12 protein-coding genes and 1 tRNA gene are annotated in these 20,346 nt (G+C 61.2%); 10 read left to right on the top strand and 3 right to left on the bottom strand.

What is annotated here, in order from left to right:
• Position 1: 1 nt before the first annotated feature.
• Complete coding sequence (locus RX395_RS07435) at positions 2–1,225, bottom strand: iron-containing alcohol dehydrogenase (RefSeq protein ID WP_035136916.1); 1,224 nt, start codon at positions 1,223–1,225, stop codon at positions 2–4.
• Between the two features lie 500 nt (positions 1,226–1,725).
• On the opposite strand from RX395_RS07435, the gene RX395_RS07430 reads away from it, so the two are divergent.
• The 4 genes from RX395_RS07430 (at position 1,726) to RX395_RS07415 (ending at position 6,242) form a co-directional block, all read left to right on the top strand.
• A complete protein-coding gene (locus tag RX395_RS07430; RefSeq protein WP_316366595.1) occupies positions 1,726–2,799 on the top strand; it encodes a hypothetical protein in 1,074 nt (357 codons plus the stop codon).
• Positions 2,799–3,842 (top strand): hypothetical protein, encoded by a 1,044-nt coding sequence (locus RX395_RS07425; RefSeq protein WP_316366593.1) that lies wholly within the window; start codon positions 2,799–2,801, stop codon positions 3,840–3,842. Before RX395_RS07430 ends, RX395_RS07425 begins: the two co-directional genes overlap by 1 nt.
• Before the next feature lie 45 nt (positions 3,843–3,887).
• Complete coding sequence (locus tag RX395_RS07420) at positions 3,888–6,065, top strand: MurT ligase domain-containing protein (RefSeq protein ID WP_316366591.1); 2,178 nt, start codon at positions 3,888–3,890, stop codon at positions 6,063–6,065.
• A 100-nt stretch (positions 6,066–6,165) separates the two neighbouring features.
• Positions 6,166–6,242: transfer RNA gene (locus RX395_RS07415), tRNA-Glu, on the top strand.
• A 636-nt stretch (positions 6,243–6,878) separates the two neighbouring features.
• Here the strand turns inward: RX395_RS07415 and RX395_RS07410 are convergent.
• Complete coding sequence (locus RX395_RS07410) at positions 6,879–8,966, bottom strand: glutamine synthetase III family protein (protein WP_316366589.1); 2,088 nt, start codon at positions 8,964–8,966, stop codon at positions 6,879–6,881.
• Positions 8,967–9,392: 426 nt separating this feature from the next.
• Between RX395_RS07410 and RX395_RS07405 the strand changes: the two genes are divergently transcribed.
• The 6 genes from RX395_RS07405 to RX395_RS07380 all read left to right on the top strand — a co-directional run bounded on the left by RX395_RS07405 (position 9,393) and on the right by RX395_RS07380 (position 16,759).
• A complete protein-coding gene (locus RX395_RS07405) occupies positions 9,393–10,265 on the top strand; it encodes a methylenetetrahydrofolate reductase (RefSeq protein ID WP_006234684.1) in 873 nt (290 codons plus the stop codon).
• The gene (locus tag RX395_RS07400; protein ID WP_316366587.1) at positions 10,265–11,053 is read left to right on the top strand and encodes a hypothetical protein; all 789 of its coding nucleotides are present in this window, start codon (positions 10,265–10,267) and stop codon (positions 11,051–11,053) included. Before RX395_RS07405 ends, RX395_RS07400 begins: the two co-directional genes overlap by 1 nt.
• A gap of 9 nt (positions 11,054–11,062) precedes the next feature.
• Entirely contained in the window at positions 11,063–13,621 is a 2,559-nt protein-coding gene (locus RX395_RS07395; protein ID WP_316366585.1) for a homocysteine S-methyltransferase family protein, read from the top strand.
• Between the two features lie 108 nt (positions 13,622–13,729).
• Positions 13,730–15,094, top strand: a complete 1,365-nt coding sequence (locus tag RX395_RS07390; protein ID WP_316366583.1) for a PFL family protein — start codon at positions 13,730–13,732, stop codon at positions 15,092–15,094.
• A gap of 376 nt (positions 15,095–15,470) precedes the next feature.
• Positions 15,471–16,301 (top strand): methyltransferase domain-containing protein, encoded by an 831-nt coding sequence (locus tag RX395_RS07385; protein ID WP_316366632.1) that lies wholly within the window; start codon positions 15,471–15,473, stop codon positions 16,299–16,301.
• Between the two features lie 158 nt (positions 16,302–16,459).
• A complete protein-coding gene (locus RX395_RS07380) occupies positions 16,460–16,759 on the top strand; it encodes a YhbY family RNA-binding protein (protein ID WP_006234690.1) in 300 nt (99 codons plus the stop codon).
• Between the two features lie 69 nt (positions 16,760–16,828).
• Here the strand turns inward: RX395_RS07380 and RX395_RS07375 are convergent, their stop codons facing one another.
• Positions 16,829–19,828: an AfsR/SARP family transcriptional regulator gene (locus RX395_RS07375; protein WP_316366582.1), complete on the bottom strand. Its 3,000-nt coding sequence runs from the start codon at positions 19,826–19,828 to the stop codon at positions 16,829–16,831.
• Between the last annotated feature and the right edge of the window lie 518 nt (positions 19,829–20,346).

Raw genomic sequence — 20,346 nt, 5'->3', positions numbered from 1 at the left:
ATTAGAAATCGATGTCGGTGTCGTAGTAGCAGGCCTTGAGGATCTTCTCGAAGTCGGCAGCCTTGGTCTCACGAGGGTTCTCGGGCGTGCAAGCGTCCTGCTCGGCGTTCGCGGCGATCTCGGGCAGCTTGGCGAGGAACTCCTCCTCGGAAACCATCTGCGGGTTCTCGGCGTCGACCTTCACGCCACCATTCGCGTAATCCTTGATGGACTGCGGAATGTTGAGCTGGTCGTTGAGGTCGCGAATCTTCTGGACGAGCGCAGCGATGAGCTCCTCGTTGGTCTCGCCGGGAAGGTGCAGGATCTCCTTGGCCACGTATGCATAACGCTCGGCAGCACGCGGGTCCTTGGAGTTCCACTGGATGACCTTGCCCAGGTACATGGCGTTAGCAGCACCGTGGATGATGTGACCGTTCTCAAAGGCTGCACCGGTCTTGTGAGCCATGGAGTGAACGATGCCGAGCAGGCCCGAGGAGAAGGCGATACCGGCGATGCACTGAGCCTCGTGCATGTGCTGACGGGCCTCATGGTCGCCAGCATAGGACTTGGGCAGCCACTCGACGATCTCGCGGATGCCGTGCAGAGCGTTGGCGTCGGTGAACATAGAGGCGCAGGTGGAAACGTAGGCCTCCATGCAGTGGGTCAGAGCGTCCATGCCGGTATGAGCGCACAGCTTGGCGGGCATGGTGTAGGTGAGCTCGGGGTCGACGATGGCGACATCAGGAGTGATGTTGAAGTCGGCCAGCGGGTACTTGATGCCCTTGGCGTAGTCGGTGATGACGGAGAAGGCAGTGACCTCGGTAGCGGTGCCGGAGGTAGAGGAGATGGCGCAGAAGTGAGCCTTCTGACGCAGCTCGGGGAAGCTGAACGGCTGGATGATGTTATCGAAGGACTCCTCGGGATACTCGTAGAAGACCCACATGGCCTTAGCGGCATCGATGGGCGAACCGCCGCCGATGGCGATAATCCAGTCGGGCTCGAACTCGCGCATGGCCTCGGCGCCCTTCATGACCGTCTCGATGGACGGGTCGGACTCGACGCCCTCGAACAGCTTGACCTCGAAACCGCCTTCCTTAAGGTCGGCCTCAACGTCCTGCAGGAACCCGCCGCGGCGCATAGAGCTGCCGCCAGAAACGATGATGGCCTTCTTGCCCTTGAGGTTCTTCACCTCGTGGCGAGCGCCCTCACCAAAGTACAGATCGCGAGGATTGGTAAAACGTCCCATACTGTGCCTCCTAAACAAGCCCCTCTTAGACTTGCGTATATAACGGAGCACCCAATTGGCTCCGTTAGGACCGGTTTGCGCGTTGCCGGCGATGACAATACGCGATGTCTAAACGTCTCAACGCTCAGACAAACACTATTTTACCGTTCTGGTTGGTCAGTTATTCACCTAAAGCCAACAATGATGAAACGTTTTTTCTATCCCTGAAGACCCTTGTGCGGCATCCATACTCCCAAGCTGGGCAAACGTTTTATCAAGGTTGACCACATATCCCGGGCAGGACTGTGCCGCTCCAAAATGCGCTCCGTTCGCCGCCAAAAATCGACCGTTTGCGGCACCGTGATACCACTCAGTCGTCCAAGGTGCCGACATTTGTGCGACATCCGTCTTCGTGGTGCAAAGGTGCATGTCCAAGTGCGGCACCCCCGGTGTGCCACATGCGGGTAAACTAGAACCTTATGTAGAGATATTTGAACCCTAACCGCAGCAAAGGAGGCCCCATGGCATTCGATCCCATTCAAGAGGATTGCCATCGCCTCGTTCTTGAGGCCTTGCGCCGCGACAATATCCCGCTCACCGACGCTGCCGCCGTAGAGCGTCTGATGGAACAATTCACCCGCAACCCCGCACCGCTCATCGTGCACGACCGCGACCGCGCCGGGCACCTCATTGCCAAGGTGGTCGAGGCTGTCGACTACCGCATTCCCTTTATCCCTGACGATACCCAGGCAGAGCAGGAAGAGGCAGCTGCCGAGAACATGCTCCTCGAGGCTGCCGCACTCGATCCGGCCAACTGGGATGCCCAGCGCATGCTGACGGCGCTCACCGCCGAATCCAACGAGGAATACGTGCAGTATCTGGTGTCCAAGTGCGACGAGGTGGAGCACGATCTGGCGCTCAAGATCGCCTCGGCGCAGGACCCCTACGAGCGTGAGGCCGCAGGCGACCTTATGCGCCGTCCCTACCTGCGCTGGCTTGCCGCCTTGGCATCGCGCGCGCTCATTAGCGGACGCTACCGCATGTCGCTCGAAGCCGCAAATCGCAGCTTGGACTTTGCGCCCAACGACCCCGCTGGTGTCCGCCACACCGCGATGCTCGCCATGGCAAAGCTCGAATACCCCGCCGAGGAGCTCAAGCGCTTTCGCTCCGCTCACTCCGTGCCGTACCTCGCGAATACCCCGCTGCGCCGCCCCAAAGATGCGGAGCGCGACTTGGACCCGTGGACGCTCATCGCACTGATGAGCGCAGCCTGGCGCGAACTGGACTACGAGGGCGCCGAGCACTATTTGCGCATCCTCGCACGCTCGTGCCCGCACGCGGCCGAGGCGCTCTACTTCCAAACCGAGTTTCCCGATGGCGTCTATGCCCGCGTCAACGTGGGTGTGGGCTCCACCGACGAGCTCGTCCTTGCGCTGTCCGAGGCGACGCCGGTACTGCAGGAGGGCCTGGGCGCCCCCGACAACGCCAGCTTTGCCGCCTGGGTCGCCACCAACGACATCGTGCGCTCCCAAATCGACGAGCGCATCCTGCGCGCAGCCGAGCAGGGTTTGCCGTTTAAGGGAGGAGACCTCTAATGGATCCGAGCGTCTACATCCCCGCCTACCTGGAGCGCACCTATCTGGCGTCGCACCCCGAGCTCACCGATGCAGCACGCGAGCTTGTCCATAACGACATTAGCGCGAATCCCCAAAAGTATGCGCAGTCCGAGCATGCCCAGGCGCTGCTGTCCTACGCCGGTGTTCATCGCCACCTGCTCGACGAGCTCCATCGCATCGAGGACATGGGCAGTGACGAGGAGTTTGAGCAGACGCGCAATCGCCTGTTCGACGACATGCGCGATGAGCTGCTCAAGATCGTCCGCGTCGATGCGTATGTCCTCGACGCGCAGCTGCTCGCCATCATCCTGGCCGACACACCCGTCGACGCCTGCCTGGGCGACCTGATGAAGCTCGAGGCGACCACGGCCGATTACCTGCAGCAAAGCGTGCCCGGGTTCGACATGGAAGCCCCGCACTACTGGGCCAATAATGTTTTGGCCGACGGTGTCACCGCAACAGACCTTACCGTGAGCGAGCCGACTCTTATCGGGTGGCTTCACACACTCGAGGCCATCTCGCAGCTGTGCATGGCGAGCGCTCGTTACCGTGCTGCCGCCAACTACGCCCGCCGCGTCCTTAAGGCGGAAGGCTACCCCACCCGAGCCGCAGGCACCGTGTTGCTCGCCCTCGCTCGTCTGGAAGACCAGAACGGCTTTTTTGCCCTGGCCCACCAGCTCGAGGAAGAGATCGGGACTGACGCGCTCGAGAACTCTCCTTGGTATCTGCTCGCCCGCACGATTCTGCTATTCAAAACAAACAAGATGCGCCCGGCGACACGCGCGCTGCGTGAGTTTGCCAACCGCTGCGAGGGCGGCGCGTTCTTCTTGCTGAACCCCATGTACCAGACGCCGTACCTTCCCTGCCGACCCGAGCCGCGCGACCCCTGGGATCTCTCGCACCAGGCGGTTTGGGAAGCCGACGGCATCATCTCGGATACCCCCGACTTTGCCCCCTGGGCCAATGCCTGCGAAGACGTTTCGCAGCTTGCCCAGGAGTTTGCGCGCCGCTACGGCTTTTAACGGCGCAAACGCCACGACCATGTCATTCACGTTAGGAACGGCTTCATGAACTTCCGCTCATCTCTCGCCTGCACCTCGAGCGATATCGCCCGCTGGGGGCTGCGCTCCATCCTTAAGCGCCAGGGCGGCGTACTCCCCGGCCGTATCGCCATGAAGATCGACCCCGAGCTGCTGAGCGACCTCGCCGGCCTTGTCGACCGCAGCGTGGTGATCACGGGTACTAATGGCAAGACCACCACCTCCAACCTCATCGCCGACGCCGTTGCCGCCAGCGGCGCCACCGTGGTATGCAACCGCGCCGGCAACAACATGGAGCCGGGCGTGGTGGGCGCACTGCTCGAAGCGCGCAGCGGCCTCAAGCGAGCCGGCGGCGGCAAGCGCGTGGGCGTTTTTGAATGCGATGAGCTCTACACCGTGCGCGTCCTGCCCAAGCTCAAGCCGACGTACTTCGTGCTGCTCAACCTGTTCCGTGACCAGCTAGATCGCTATGGCGAGATTGACCACACCCAGGACGTCATCGCCCACGCGCTGGAGCTTTCGCCGGCAACGACGCTCATCTACAACGCCGACGATCCGCTATGTGCCTCGATTGCCGCACGCGTCCCCAACACAAGCATCGCCTTTGGCATCGACGGCGCCACCGACACCGAGTCCGACCGTATTAGCGACTCGCGCTTTTGCTCGCAGTGCAACGCCCCGTTGGAGTACGACTATGTGCAGTATGGTCAACTCGGCGCCTACCATTGCCCCTCGTGCGGTTGGGCACGCCCCGCACTGGTCCGCCGTGTGACGGGCGTGGAGCTCGGCTGCGACGGCTACGGCTTTGACCTGGTCTTTGGATCTGCGCCCGACGCGGCTGCCGCACACATCGCCACACGCTACAACGGTCTGTACATGGTCTATAACGTTGCCGCTGCATTCTTTGCCGCACATGAGTTGGGCGTGGACCCGGCGCATCTGCAGCCCACGCTCGATGCCTACGTCCCCGCCGGCGGACGCATGGGCCGCTGGGATATCGCCGGCCGCACCGTCGAGGCCAACCTGGCCAAGAATCCCGTAGGCTTCGATCGCCAGATTCAGTCCATCAAGACGGCAGGCGGCAGACTCTGCGCTTTCTTCCTTAACGACAACGACGCCGACGGACACGATGTATCGTGGATCTACGACGTCGACTTCGAGCGCATCGCCGATACCCCAGGGCTTGTCGCCTTTGCCGGAGGCACGCGTGCGCACGACATGCAGGTGCGCCTCAAGTACGCCGGCATCGATGCCGCGATTATCTCGGACGTCGCGCAGGCAATTGGCGCCGTGGCAGACGAGGCCGCCGATGACACCTTCTACGCCGTCGCCAACTACACGGCCTTCCCGCCGCTGGTCAAGGAGCTCGACGGGCTGAAAGGCGCCACCGCCGACGCTGTTGCCGGGCGCGCCGTAGCCCGTGCCGACGGCAGCGCTCTTCCTGTCGGCATCGCGCCAGTCGAGCTTTCGCGCCCGCTGCGCATCGTCTACCTGTATCCCGATGCCCTTAACCTCTACGGCGACGGCGGCAACGTTATCGCCCTCGAGCGTCGCTGCGCCTGGCGCGGCATCCCCGTTCGCGTGGACGAGGTCCGCATGGGCGAGTCGCTCGATCTCACCGACGCCGACATCGTCATGATGGGTGGTGGCTCCGACCGCGACCAGCTAGCCGTGGCACACGAGCTGCTCGCCCAAAAAGACAAGGTCGCGGCCTATGTTGAGGATGGCGGCTCGCTGCTTGCCATCTGTGGCAGCTATCAGCTGCTCGGCCGTTCGTACTACATGGGCGACGATCGCATTGAGGGCCTGGGCGTCATTGCCGCCGAGACCGTGCGCGGCTCCGACCGCCTGATCGGCAACGTAGCCGTCAAGACCGACCTGGCACCCGAGCCCTTTGTGGGATTCGAGAACCACGGCGGCCGCACGCTTTTGGACGCTGAGGCCACGCCGCTCGGAACGTCCGTCGTCACGGGCACCGGCAACAACGGCGACGATGGCTTTGAGGGCCTGATCTACAAGGGCGTCATCGGCACGTACCTGCATGGCCCGGCGCTGCCCAAGAACCCCGAGCTCGCCGACTGGCTGATCGCCCATGCCCTCGAGCGCCGCGGCGATGCGCAGGCCACAGCCCTGCTGCCGCTCACGCCCCTCGACGACATCTACGAGCACGCCGCCCACGACGCCGCCATGAAGCTCCTCCCCTAGCACCTCACAACCACAAAGGGGACAGGTACCTTTGTGGTGGTTTTTCAGTTTGCCAACGATATGTGAACGGCTAAAAAAGTCTGCTATACTCTTTCCCGCTGTCCCCATCGTCTAGCGGCCAAGGACGCCACCCTTTCAAGGTGGATATCGCGGGTTCGAATCCCGCTGGGGGCACCATTTGAGATGTGAAGCCCGTTACCAATTCGGTAGCGGGCTTTTTGCTACCGATATGTCGGGATTCGAACCCGACAGGGTGCGGAGCTGAGGAAACGCGCGAGCGTTTTCCAGCGCAGCACGCAAGGAGCGGAGCGACGCAGCGAAAGCGGGCGGCGCCAGCCGCACGCGGACATCCCGCTGGGGGCACCATTTGAATTGAAGAGCCCGTTACCCTCGCGGTAGCGGGCTCTTTGCTACCGATATGCCGGGATTCGAACCCGACAGGGTGCGGATCCCGGCATCATCGCAAGGCCTGTGGTCAAAAAATGGCAAATATGAGTACTGTTACCATTTTAGTTACAGCGATTTCATGCCTTCAGAAGGCGATTTAGCCGTCAGGCGTCCTACGGCGGAAAAATTGCAGACGTTTATCGGCTAAGTACTTGGACATATGTTGCGTAACGCTACATATTTTGCAAATAAATAATGTTACAGGACTTGTGACAGTACTCATATTTGACGTTTTTTGCCCACGGCCCCTTATTACGTGGGCGAATCAGTTGCAAAACGGACTCCTAAACGTCCTTCGCAAACAAAAACCGGGGCCCGCACGATGCGGACCCCGGCTCAATACCGTGACGATATGTCAGTTACGCTCTACACGTAGAACAGGATGTCGTCGTAGGTCGGGACCGGCCAGTAGTCGGCGGCCACGATCTCCTCCATCGCATCCACGGCGGCACGCAGCGCATCCATAGCGGGAACGACCTCGTGCGCGTACACGTTGGCCTGCTCCTGACCATCGAGGGCTTCGGCCTTCTGATGCACGGCGTCGAGCGCCTTGATGGAGTCGTTGATGGCGGTGATACCGTTGCAGAGCTTGTTGAGCGTGTTCTGCTCGCACTGCATGGCGGCCTCGGCACCGGCGGCACGAATAGTCTCAAGGCCCTTAGCGACCTTGGTGGCATAGGCGGTAATGACCGGGCGATAGGTACGACGCGCCTCGCGAACCATCGTGGTAGCCTCGATGTTCATGAGCTTGTTGTACTTCTCGAGCTTGCAGTCGTAGCGGCACTGGGCCTCGGCCTTGGTCAGGACACCCGTCTCCTCAAAGAGCGCAATGGCCTTATCGGAAACAAAGGCGGGCAGGGCGTCGGCCGTGGTCTTGTTGTTGGCAAGGCCGCGCTTCTCGGCCTCGACGGGCCACTCGTCGGAGTAGCCATCGCCGGAGAAGAGGATGCGCTGGTGGTCGGTCAGGACCTTCTTGCAGTACTCGAGCGCAGCGTCCTGGAACTCATCCTCGGGCGTACCCTCGAGCGCGTCGGCGAAGGACTTGAGCGACTTGGCCACGGCGGCATCGAGCACCAGGTTGGAGTCGGAGACGTTCTGCTCGGAGCCGCAGGCACGGAACTCGAACTTGTTGCCGGTGAAGGCGAACGGGGAGGTGCGGTTGCGGTCGGTGTTGTCCTGCATCAGCTTGGGCAGGGTATCGGCGCCCAGGTCGAGCACGCCGCGCGTGGCATGGACGGAAGCCTTGCCATCGATGATCTTCTCGACGACCTCGGTAAGCTGGTCGCCCAGGAAGATGGACATAATCGCCGGAGGGGCCTCATTGGCGCCCAGACGATGATCGTTGCCGGCCGAGGCAACGGAGGCACGCAGGAGCTCCTGATAGTTATCGACGGCCTCGATCACCGCGGTGAGGAAGACGATGAACTGCAGGTTGTCGAGCGGAGTGTCGCCCGGATCGAGCAGATTCTCGGACTCGGTGCCAAGCGACCAGTTGTTGTGCTTGCCCGAACCGTTGATGCCCTCAAAGGGCTTCTCGTGCAGCAGACAGACCAAGTCGTGGCGGGAGGCGATGAGCTTCATCTTCTCCATCATGACCAGATTCTGGTCGATGGCCTCGTTGACCTCGCCATAGACCGGTGCGAGCTCATGCTGGCAGGGAGCGACCTCGTTGTGCTTGGTCTTGGCGGGAATGCCGAGCGCCCACAGCTCATCGTCCAAGTCCTTCATGTAGGCCGAGACGGTGGGGCGGATAGCGCCAAAGTAGTGCTCCTCGAGCTCCTGGCCCTTGCATGGAGCAGCACCAAAGAGAGTGCGGCCGGTGATGACCAGGTCCTTGCGCTTGCGGTAAGCGTCCTTCTTGATCAGGAAGTACTCCTGCTCGTCGCCCACGGAAGGAACGACCTTCTTGGGGGTTTTACCGAACAGCGCCAAAACGCGCTTAGACTCACGCGAGAGCGCGGTCATGGAACGCAGCAGCGGGGTCTTCTTGTCCAGGGCCTCGCCCGTGTAGGAGCAGAAAGCCGTGGGGATGCACAGGACATCGTCCTTGATAAAGGCGGGGCTGGTGGGATCCCAAGCGGTGTAGCCACGGGCCTCGAAGGTGGCGCGCAGGCCGCCGTTGGGGAAGCTCGAGGCATCGGGCTCGCCCTGGATGAGGTTCTTGCCCGTAAACTTGGTAATGGCGGTGCCGTCGTGGTTGGGCTCCAGGAAGCTGTCGTGCTTCTCGGAAGTAATGCCCGAAAGCGGCTGGAACCAGTGCGCGTAGTGCGTCGCACCCTTGGAGATGGCCCAGACCTTCATAGCATGGGCAACGGCGTTGGCCACATCCAGGTCGAGCGGCTCACCGCCCTCGAGGGTTGCAGCAAGGCGCTTCCAAATGTCCTTGGGGAGGTAGTCCTTCATGACTTCCTCAGAGAACACCATGGTCCCGAAGCGGTCAGTAAGTTCGGCCATACGGAACTCCCTTCGTATCGGCACCGCGTGAGAAGCGGTGTTGATTACTAACGAACGAGTCATAGCTTAGACTCGCCGTGTTTCCGCGACATTACCGTTATGTTGCTGTCGCGAAACCAATCAATGAGGTTACCCTATCGAGGCGGCGTTGCCACCCTCAACAGCCAATCAACTGCATAAATTGCAGACCTCTCTCCATGGTTTAAGGGTAGTCAATTTGGGATGGAGCTCTATTAACTGGTATTTTGCATCAGATACCAGTCTTTATAGTCCGTGCCTAGATTAGCCGCTCTGTTATAGATAAAGCCGATAGCAAGGCATCTTTGATTGGTATCCTCAAATAGCGAGTGAAACTCCACCGTGGCACAGTGGTGCTGTAGAATCCTTACAACACATCACACTATTACGTATCTAGAGGAGCACGATATGCGCGTCGACGAGGTTTTTAAGCAGGCAGCATCCCAGGGCACCGCGCCCATTTCGTTTGAGATGTTCCCGCCCAAGGGCGAGCTGACCCTCGACACGGCTCGCGAAGTGGCAGGCAATCTGTGCAAGCTTTCGCCGAGCTTTGTCTCGGTCACCTGCTCGGCCGGCGGCTCGGGCAACGGTGCCGCCACCGCCCCCATCGCGCATATGATTACGAGCGAATTCGACACGCCCTCGGTGGCACACCTTACCTGCGTGGGCCGGTCGCACGCCGATATCGCCGCCAAGATCGACGAGTATCGCACCGCCGGCGTGGAAAACATCCTGGCCCTGCGTGGCGATCTCCCTGCCGGCGCGACCGAGGACGACAAGCCCGCCTCGGACTACGCCTACGCCCGCGACCTCATCCCCGAGCTCGTCGACGCCGGCTTTTGCGTGGGCGCCGCAGCCTACCCCGAGGGCCACATTGCCTGTGAGGATCTCAACCTCTCGGTCGAACACCTCAAGCAAAAACAGGACGCTGGCGCGAGCTTCTTTGTGACGCAGCTCTTCTTTGATAACGAGTGCTTCTACCGTTTTCGCGAGCTTGCCGACAAGGCCGGCATCACCGTGCCCATTACCGCGGGCATCATGCCGTTTATGGGCAAGTCGCAGATCAGCCGCATGGTCTTTATGTGCGGCGCGTCGCTGCCCTCCCCCGTCATCAAGATTCTCGCCAAGTACGAGAATGACCCCGAGAGCCTGCAGGCAGCCGGTGTAGATTATGCAGCCCGCCAGCTTTGCGACCTCAAGGAGCACGGCGCCGACGGCCTGCACCTGTACACTATGAACCGTCCTGCGATCGCCGCGACCATTATGGAGCGCCTGGGGTAATGGAAAAACCGCACATCGATACAACCGCTATCGAAGTGCCGGCCGACCTTGCGTCGCCGGCGCTTTACCGTGTCGATGCTGCGCACCATCCCCGTGTCGACCGTGCCGAGATGCTGCGGTATCTGGGTTACGGCGGCCAGCAGATTGAGCCCGAACTGTCACGACGTATTGAGCTTGTCGTTGAACGTCTGGAACTGGACATTGAGCCCCGTGGCGTGCGCCGCGTATTTGCCATCGATGCCACGGGCGTCGACGAACAGGGAGAACCTTGCATTCGCCTGGTCGGCACCAACGTTGAGCTGCGAGGTCGCGATATCTATCGACATCTCAAAGATGCCCGCTTTGCCGCGCTCATGGCATGCACCCTCGGCATGGACGCCGAGCGTCGCCTGCGCACCACGGGAGCCCAACATCCCCTGGAGGGCGCCGTGCTCGACGCCGCGTGCTCCGCTTACGTGGAAGCCGCCGTTGAGCAAATGGACCAGCAGGTCAAGACGGACGCCGCCGTTCATGGGCTCGCCGGCAACTGGCGCTTTAGTCCCGGCTATGGCGACTGCCCGCTCTCGGCCCAGCGCTCGATCGTCAATGCGCTCAACGCCACGCGGCTCATCGGCCTGACCGTCACCCCCACCAGCCTACTCATGCCCACCAAAAGCGTGACCGCGGTGATCGGTCTGTTTGACGGCGAGGTCCACGACGCCCAGAGCCGCCCCACCTGCAATATCTGCCGCATGCGCGAACACTGCCGCTTCCGCGCCGCCCACACCACCTGCTATTCCAGCCATTAGGAGCCCCCGATGTTTACTCCGCTTATCACTCATGATTCTGACGGCACTGCATTGGCGGCACCCGTTGATGCCGCACGTCGCAACGGTGCCACGTACAAGACGCGCACGATCGACGATCTGCGCATTAAGGACGATCGCCTGGGCGCCGCCATCGAGGGCACGGGGCACCTGCTGTTCGACGGCGGCATGGGCACCATGTTGCAGGCCGCCGGCATGAAGGCGGGCGCCCTGCCCGAGCTGCTCAACTTTGAGGAGCCCCAGGTTATCACCGATATCCAACGTCAATATGTCGAGGCCGGCTGCGACGTGATCACCGCCAACACCTTTGGCGCCAACGCCCACAAGCTCGACGGTGCCGCCACCGTGGCAGATGTCTTTGCCGCGGCCGTCGCCTGTGCCCGCGAGGCCGGTGCCCGCTACGTCGCCGGTGACATCGGCCCCATCGGTGCGCTGCTTCGCCCCTTGGGTACCCTCAGCTTCGACGAGGCCTACGACCTCTTTGCCGAGGAAGTGCGCGCCGGCGTCGCCGCGGGTGTGGACCTCTTTATTATCGAGACCATGACCGACCTGGCCGAGATCAAGGCGGCGGTCCTCGCCTGCCGCGAGAACTCCGACCTGCCCGTCTTTGCCACCATGACCTTTGAGGAAGACGGCCGTACCTTCTTGGGAACAAGCCCCGAGGTCGCCGCCATCACGCTCGATGCCATCGGCGCCGACGTTTTGGGCATCAACTGCAGCCAGGGACCGGCCGAGCTCCGAGGACTCGCAGCACGTATGCTCACCGTTACCGACAAGCCCGTTATGGTGCAGGCCAATGCGGGACTGCCCCACGTGGACGACGACGGCAACACCGTCTTTGATATCCAGGCCCCCGAATACGCCGAGGCCGTCGCCGGCATGATCGCCGACGGCGTGAGCGTCGTGGGCGGTTGCTGCGGCACCACGCCGGCGCACATGGCGGTCTTGCGCACGCTTATCGACAACCACACGCCCAGCCCGCGCCACCGCAAGCCTAGTATGTCGGTCACGAGCGCCCAAACGGTCGTGGACCTTCCCTGCGACGGCCACAAGATCGCCGTCATCGGCGAGCGCATCAACCCCACCGGCAAAAAGCGCCTGCAGCAGGCCCTGCGCGACGGCGACCTGGACTACGTTGTGAGCCAGGGCATCAGCCAGCAGGAACAGGGCGCCGACATTCTGGACGTCAACGTGGGCCTGCCCGAGATCGACGAGGTCAAGATCATCCAACAGGCGACCGAACAGCTCCAGGGCTCCACGCTGCTGCCGCTGCAGATCGACTCCACCGACCCCGCAGCCGTCGAGGCCGCCGTGCGCCGCTACGCCGGCAAGCCCATCATCAACTCGGTCAATGGCAAGCAGCAGATCATGGATGAGATCTTTCCGCTGGTCGCCCACTACGGCACCAACGTTGTCGGCCTTACGCTCGACGAAGGCGGCATCCCCGATACCGCCGAGGCTCGCTTCGCTATCGCCGAGCGCATCGTGGCCGAGGCTGCCCGCTACGGCATCGGACCGGACCGCATCCTCATCGACTGCCTGGTCATGACCGCCTCGACCAACCAACGCCAGGCCGAGCAGATCCTACGCGCCATGTCCCTGTGCAAGGAACGCCTGGGCGTTAAATGCGCACTCGGCGTGTCGAACATCAGCTTTGGCCTGCCTGCCCGCCCGCTGCTGGGCTCGGTCTTTTTGGCCGCCGCTTTTGGCGCGGGCCTGGACGCCCCCATCATGAACCCGGGTTCCAAGCGCTTTATGGATACCGTCTACAGTTATCGTGTGTTGAGCGTTGAGGACGAGGGCTCGACCGGATACATCGAGCGCTACGCCGGCTGGACCGATCCGTATAAGATCGCCGCAAACCCGGCAGCAGCTCAGGCCGCATCGACCGACGCCGCGCCCGCTGCTGGCACCGCCGGCGCCGACGGCAACGACGACCCCATCCGCCACATGGTCGTCTCGGGCCGCAAAGGCGAGATCGCTGCCGAAACCGAGCGTCTGCTGGCAGACCACGACGCCATGGACCTCATCAACAATCACTTTATCCCCGCCCTCGACGAGGTTGGCGTCCTCTTTGACCAGGGCAAGTTCTTCTTGCCGCAGCTTATGGCCTCGGCCGAGGCCGCACGCGTGGGCTTCGACACCATCAAGCGCCTGATGCCCGCCGGCGAGATTGCCGACAAGGGCAAGATCTGCGTGGCCACCGTCAAGGGCGACATCCACGATATTGGCAAGAACATCGTCAAAATGCTGCTCGACAACTACGGCTACACCGTCTTTGACCTGGGCCGCGACGTCGATCCGCAAGAGGTGCTCAAGACCGTCAAGGAGCGTGACATTAAGCTCGTCGGCCTCTCGGCGCTTATGACTACCACCGTCGTGGCCATGGAGGAGACCATCAAGCTGCTTCATACTGAGGTGCCGGGCGTCAAGATCATCGTAGGCGGCGCCGTACTCACCCCCGAATACGCCAAGCAGATCGGCGCGGACTACTACGCCAAGGACGCCGCCGAAAGCGCTCGTATCGCCGAAGAGGTCTTTGGGCAGTAACACAACGGAAACAACCGAGCACCAAAACGTGCCGCATGCGCCACTTGGCACGTGCGGCACGTTAGAATAGATAAGACTATGCTCGTTTTGGCAGATAGGAGCGCAAGGATGGCGATCACGCCCGCAGAAATCGCGGAAACCCGCGGCATGGTTGAGGAGCAGAACCTCGACATCAGGACCATCACCATGGGTGTTTCGCTCATGGGTTGCGGTGACGAGAACCTCGACCGCATGTGCACGAAGATCTACGACCACGTGACGCACACGGCTGAGCATCTGGTCGAGACCGCCGAGAACCTCGAGCGCGAGTACGGTATCCCCATCGTCAACAAGCGTGTTTCCGTCACCCCGGTGGCGCAGATCGCCGCGTGCTGCAAGGATGAGGACCTCGCCCCCATCGCGCATGCCCTCGACCGCGCGGCCGAGACGCTCGGCATCGATTACCTGGGCGGCTTCTCCGCGCTCGTCCAGAAGGGCATCGGCGACGCCGACCGCCGCGTCATCCAGTCCATCCCCCAGGCGCTCGCCACCACGAGCCGCGTCTGCTCCAGCGTCAACGTCGCCAGCCTGCGCGCCGGTATCAACATGGATGCCGTGCTCATGGCCGCCCAGACCATCATCGATGCCGCCAAGCTCACGGCCGACCAGGACTCCGTCGGCGCTTCCAAGTTTGTCTGCTTTGCCAACATGGTCGAGGACTCCCCGTTTATGGCGGGCGCCGTTCACGGCGGTGGCGAGGCCGACGCCGTCATCAACGTAGGCGTCTCGGGCCCCGGCGTTATGGCCGCAGCCCTGGAGACGCTGCCCGACTCCGCATCGATGATGGAAGTCGCCGAGAAGATTAAGCAGACCGCCTTTAAGATCACCCGCGCCGGCGAGCTCATGAGCCGCGAGGCCGCCCATCGTCTGGGTGTCGAGAAGGGCATTGTCGACCTGTCGCTGGCTCCCACGCCTGCCATCGGCGACTCCGTCGCGCGCATCCTCGAGATCATCGGCGTGGGCACCTGCGGTGGCCCGGGCACGACCTGCGCGCTCGCCATGCTCAACGATGCCGTCAAGAAGGGCGGCGTCATGGCCAGCTCCAGCGTGGGCGGTCTCTCTGGCGCCTTTATCCCCGTGTCCGAGGACGCCGGCATGATCGCCGCCGTCGAGGCCGGCGCGCTTTCGCTCGAGAAGCTCGAGGCCATGACCTGTGTGTGCTCCGTCGGCCTGGACATGATCGCCATCCCCGGCGACACCCCGGTCGAGACCATCGCCGGCATCATCGCCGACGAGATGGCCATCGGCGTCATCAACAACAAGACCACGGCCGTCCGCGTGATTCCCGCCATCGGCAAGGGCGTGGGCGACTGCGTCGAGTACGGCGGCCTGTTTGGCCGTGCGCCCATCATGCCGGTGAACCCCAACGCCGGCACCGTGCTTGCCCACCGCGGTGGACGCTTCCCGGCGCCGCTGAACTCGCTCAAGAACTAGCTGAGAGGGACTGGCGAGGAGCCCCGGGGAGGGCAAATATATAAGGTCGCCTGCTCGGACAGTCCTGACTCGCACGGAGAGCACATTAAGTGCTCTCCGGCTCGTGCGGAACTCGCGATCGACCTTATATATTTGCCCTCCCCGGGGCTCCCGCACAACGGGACCTCAGTTGGGTTCTATCCCGTATGGCAGTCGCTTCGCTCCTGCCCGCCTTGGTTGTGAGGGCGGTTTGGCGTTGGAACGGTTCTTTTTCTGATATATGCTGGTTGCGGCTCTTCTTTTGGGAGGAGTCGCTTTTTTGTTGCTAGGAGGTTAGCCCGTGGTTGATGGGGATGCTCGCTCTGAGCTTCTTTCTGCGGATTGGAATGGCGAATGGATGCGCCTGCAAGCTGGTCGGCATCGGGCTGATGATTCTTTTGAGTGGGATAAGCGGGCTCGGCATTTTCGGCCGCTTGAGACTGCTCCTTATGCCCGGGATTTTATAAAGTTGTTGGCGCTTGAGCCCGGCGAGTCCGTGCTGGATATGGGGTGTGGGGCTGGGTCGATTGCTATTCCGCTTGCTCAGGCTGGGCATCCTGTGATTGCTGCCGACTTCTCCCCCGCTATGCTGGGCACGCTTGATGCCGGCATTGAGTACTACGGACTCGAAAGGCGCATAACGCCGCTTGAGCTTGCTTGGGATGATGATTGGGATTTGGTTGGACCGGTCGCGAAAGCGGTGGATGTTGCCTTTGCCAGTCGGTCAGTTACGACGACCAATCTAAAAGGCGCGCTTGCCAAGCTTGATCGTACGGCTCGTCGGCGTTGTGCTGTCACGATGGTCGCCAACTCCAGTCCGCGCTATGACCTGCACCTGATGAACGCCATCGGTGCCTCGGTTACCTGCAGTAATGGCTTTGTGTATGCTTTTAATATCCTCATTCAGATGGGTGCCCTGCCGCAGGTTACGTACTTTGAATCGCCTCGTCGCGATACCTTCGATAACCTTGAAGCGGGCGTAGCAGATTTTTCCCGTATGCTCGAGCATGGCAACGAGGATAAGGTCGACCGTCTGCGCGACTACATCGCCCAGCACATGATTGAGAACCCCCATGCCGGTGAGCCGGGCTCCAAGGGTGTGCCGCAGGGACGCTATATGCTCGACCACGTCCGCAAGGTCCGTTGGGCGTTTATTGCATGGGAGCCGGTCTCTGCTCCCAGCTCATAGCCTGTTCGCAGCCCACGCCGCCCACTCACTCGGCATCCGCATTCTTTTTGAACTGGGCAAACGCGCTCCACACCGCGCCGTTCCTGCGCTATCGTGGGACAGCTCACGTAGATTAAGGCCCCATTGCGGGGCGCCCCATACATAGAAAGCGAGAACCCATGGCACTGACAGGAGCACAGGTCAAGCAGCTTCGCAGCATGGCCCATCACCTCAACCCCGCTATCATCATCGGCAAGTCCGATGTCAACGAGGGCACCGTCGAGCAGACGGTCGCCTACCTGGAGAAGCACGAGCTTGTTAAGTGCTCCGTGCTCGATGGCTCCAGTCTTTCCGCCCGCGAGGCCGCCGAGGAGCTCGCCGAGCGTTGCCACGCCGAGGTCGTCCAGGTTATCGGCCGCAAGTTCTCGCTGTATCGCGAGTCCTCGCGCAAGGACATCGAGAAGATCAAGCTCGTCTAAGAGCCAATGATCCGGCGAGCCAACACATAGCAAGCTTACGGGTGCCCAAGTACTTCGGGCGCCCGTTTTTTATCGCTCGACCAGCACGCGATTGAGCCGCCCCTCCACCAAGCGCTCGTACAGACGCCGCGTCTCGGGCTCGGGCACGCCATTGACCTGCTCCCTCAGATGGTGCATATGCCCGCTGTACAGCTCGACGATATCGCGTCTCCGCCCCGCCGCACTGTAGACACGCATGGCGCAGCGCACCATATCCTCACGCGCCGTTTCCTGTCGAAGCCCCGACTCCGCCAGCCAAATCGCCGACTGCAGATCGTTTTCTTCTAGAGCGGCATTTGCTCCCTTAATCATGCAATCGATGTACTTTGACTGCATAATGCGTCGCATGCGCAAAAAGTAGGTGGGATTACAGCCATTGGGAACATACAGCGGTCCGGCATAAAGCTGCTCAGTCTTAAGGCACAGCTCAACTAAATGGGGCCCGCGCGCACCCGTGCGATTTCCCAAAACCTCGCGGCTTATCTGGTCAAACAGCCGTACATCGGTCTTGACGTAGTCGCCGTTGAGCCCAATGCATTCATTTTGGATGAGCACACATGACTTGCCATCCGGCGTCGGCCCCAAAGCCGACCGCAAGCGCGATATCGTCGAGTACAGGTTGTTGCGGGCGCTATTGAATTCGGCATGGGGCCACAGCTCCATGGCCAGCGTCTCACGATCGACGAGCGCATCCATGCCCAGCGCAAGCCGCTCGGCAAGTGTCGCCGCCTTCTTGCGGCGCCACATTTTGTCCGTGATGGGAAACCCGTCGCGCTCGGCGCGAAACGCACCAAACATGCGAATCTCGATATGGTCGATGGTATCAACGGCTTCAACTTCGCCGGCCTGGAACAGGCGCTCGCCCTCCCCTTCCAAATCGTCGCGCAGCGAGTACCGCGACAGTTCGCGCACGGGAAGCTTCTTGCGTATCCTGCCCGCCGGCTCGCCCAGACAATGCATGGCAAGGCGCGCAAAGAGCCGATACGATGGCTCTAGAATCCCCGCACGATTCATGGACATCCAGGCCGCAAGGTCGCTGTCTCGGCCCGCACAGGCCAAATGCAGCGCCACCATCCAGGCCTCCGCTCCACCAACCTGCGTCTGGCTTATATCGAGCAACTCCGCTTCCTCGCGTACCGAAACCATCGACGTGTTACGCAGATACGCTGCGCGCTCCAGCAGCAATGCGTTATCGCGCATGTACGCAATCGACTCCTCGGCAAGTTTAAGCACTTGGACCGCACGGAACTTTGCATTAACCGGCCGTCCCTCTGCCAGCGACTGCCAACCTTCTAGCAACAGGCCAAACAGCTGAATCTGGTTGTCGCGCATGCGCACGGCAAAACGATCGAGCTCGTTGAACGCCGCATCGTCGGTTACCGGCAAGCCGGAAAGGAGCCGCCGTGCCGCCAACACCATGCGCACCCAGATAGCCATCGCCTTAAGCCCACGTACGTCGAGCGCCTCCCGCACCACCGTCATCTCGTCGTCGCGCTCGTCGGTTCCCGCAAACGATCCATCAAAGAGCTCCACCAGCATGCTATCGGCCCGTATAACAATCCCCGCGATGTCGAGCTCGCAATCGTAGGCCTTGCTCGTTTTGAGCTGCTGTAGAACGCCGCCGTCATCTCCCCGCTCGGTCAGGCAGCGCTTGACCTCGATATGCGCAGACAACATATCGAGTGCGGTGTGGGACGTCTCTATTTCTGGCACGGCCAGGTTCGTAGGAAGCCCAAGCCCGTTGTCCCCATAGCAAACAGCCGTCAGTGTCTGGGCCACCCTCCATGAAACAGGGTCTATTTCGCAGGCCGCCCGTTCGCCCCCGCGTTCGATGACCGATGCCATATAGCGAGCGAGCTTTGTATTGGACACGCTGACCGCTGCCAGATATACGCCAAGCGCTTCGGCAGGCGTTGGCTCTGGAGCCGGATCGTCGGCATCGATCGTGCCCAGCGCCGCTCGGCAGATATCGGCCCCGTGCCCCGTCAGAGCCAGATCGACCCCATACTGCCCAGCAAGTTCAAGGACCGCTTCACGGTCCAAAAAGGCGTCCGCCAGGCCCATCGCCGCATCGCATCGGCCCGCCTTAAGCAAAATCCGGGCCGCCCTCGGAACAAGTTCGGGGCGAACCTCGGCCACCAACTTACGCAAGCGCAAGCGTCCGTTATCCTCCGTGCCTAGACACGTAAAACTCCGCTCGGCGGGATCCAAGCCAAAGATCGGGTAGTCGCGTACAAAATAGGACTGGTCGACCATCGACAGCCTCACCCCACAGGCCTCGAGTTCTGCGATATTGCCCTCGCCCATCAAAACCATGAGACATGCCACGCAAAACAGCGCATTATTGTCGAGTGAAGCCAGATCGGCAAGTGCCGCGCCATACACGTTGACAATCTCGTTTTCGAGCAGGCCGGCTACGTCGCCTTGGCCATACAGACCTGTCTGCAATGCCGAAACGAGCTCGGGCACGCCCTGCGTGAGCTGATAAAAGTCGAGCGATGTGCTGATCGAAAACGCCGATGCCCACGCCGAATACTCATAGGCATGCACCTTGAGCATCTGCGCATTGATCTTAACCGAATCGCCCAGCCCATGAATCAGCTGACGATTTGAAGGACGGCAGGAGATAAAGACCCCTACCCCCATAGCGCGCAGGCCGCGAATCCTGTCGATGAGGTCTTCGGTATCGTGCTGATCGAGGTTTGGCACATTATCAATCGCGATAAGGGAGTGCGGTTTGTCTTTGAGTTCTTCGGTAACCACCTCGAGCTGCATAAACACCTCGCGCCCAATGGCACGATCGGCCTCGATAATCCGCACGGGGCCTCGCGTCGGGTCGCATTTAACCTCATGGGTGTACTGCAGCAGCACCGAGGTCTTCCCAAACCCGTCGGGCGCATAAAGAACCACGATGCCGGCCTTTCGGCCCTTGGCGATAAGCTCATTCATCAAGCGTTCGCGTCGCACCATATAGCCTCCGCCCAGCGGCATCAGCTCGAGGTCGTCTATACCGCTCAAATCATTTACCATGCCCGCTCCTCAACTCGACCGTATGGACACTGTAGCCGCAAGACCATACAAGCCGCGCTATGAATAGAGCGACCTTATGTTTTAGGTTGTCTTTTGGTACGCAAGCGGCAAGTTTTTGTACAGCGAGGGCCGATTGTTATTAATCCCCCGACTAATCGGTCTTTAAGCAGGTAAATGAGCTTGTCAGCTTGTCCCATCTAAGCGGCAGTGTAACGCAGATGAACAAGGTTCAGCCATGTCATTCAACTCGCCTAGCACCCGCTACCGTCTACGACCTTCTAGTGGCATTTTTGCATAGAATCTGGTATGGAATGAATCAAGCTGTTGGACATCTGGCGTTCGTCAAGCTTGCGGCAAGATTTTGGTCAAGTGGGCGGAAAGGGATAACAAATGTTAGCGCTAATCTAAAAATGACCACTTTCGCAAACGTATCTCGCCGAATGCGCTAATGCGCTTTCGCCGACCCCGCTAACGTACTTTCACCAACTGCGCTAACGGAACTATGCTCCGATCGGGTA

It is taken from the genome of Collinsella aerofaciens (genome assembly GCF_032584215.1).
Lineage (GTDB): Bacteria > Actinomycetota > Coriobacteriia > Coriobacteriales > Coriobacteriaceae > Collinsella.
The sequence above is the reverse complement of the archived record's forward strand: the minus strand, read 5'-3'. Positions and strand labels throughout refer to the sequence as shown.

Coding starts and splice junctions, on each gene's coding strand:
- RX395_RS07435 (WP_035136916.1), bottom strand. CDS start 1,225: ATGGGACGTTTTACCAATCCTCGCGATCTGTACTTTGGTGAGGGCGCT.
- RX395_RS07430 (WP_316366595.1), top strand. CDS start 1,726: ATGGCATTCGATCCCATTCAAGAGGATTGCCATCGCCTCGTTCTTGAG.
- RX395_RS07425 (WP_316366593.1), top strand. CDS start 2,799: ATGGATCCGAGCGTCTACATCCCCGCCTACCTGGAGCGCACCTATCTG.
- RX395_RS07420 (WP_316366591.1), top strand. CDS start 3,888: ATGAACTTCCGCTCATCTCTCGCCTGCACCTCGAGCGATATCGCCCGC.
- RX395_RS07410 (WP_316366589.1), bottom strand. CDS start 8,966: ATGGCCGAACTTACTGACCGCTTCGGGACCATGGTGTTCTCTGAGGAA.
- RX395_RS07405 (WP_006234684.1), top strand. CDS start 9,393: ATGCGCGTCGACGAGGTTTTTAAGCAGGCAGCATCCCAGGGCACCGCG.
- RX395_RS07400 (WP_316366587.1), top strand. CDS start 10,265: ATGGAAAAACCGCACATCGATACAACCGCTATCGAAGTGCCGGCCGAC.
- RX395_RS07395 (WP_316366585.1), top strand. CDS start 11,063: ATGTTTACTCCGCTTATCACTCATGATTCTGACGGCACTGCATTGGCG.
- RX395_RS07390 (WP_316366583.1), top strand. CDS start 13,730: ATGGCGATCACGCCCGCAGAAATCGCGGAAACCCGCGGCATGGTTGAG.
- RX395_RS07385 (WP_316366632.1), top strand. CDS start 15,471: ATGCGCCTGCAAGCTGGTCGGCATCGGGCTGATGATTCTTTTGAGTGG.
- RX395_RS07380 (WP_006234690.1), top strand. CDS start 16,460: ATGGCACTGACAGGAGCACAGGTCAAGCAGCTTCGCAGCATGGCCCAT.
- RX395_RS07375 (WP_316366582.1), bottom strand. CDS start 19,828: ATGGTAAATGATTTGAGCGGTATAGACGACCTCGAGCTGATGCCGCTG.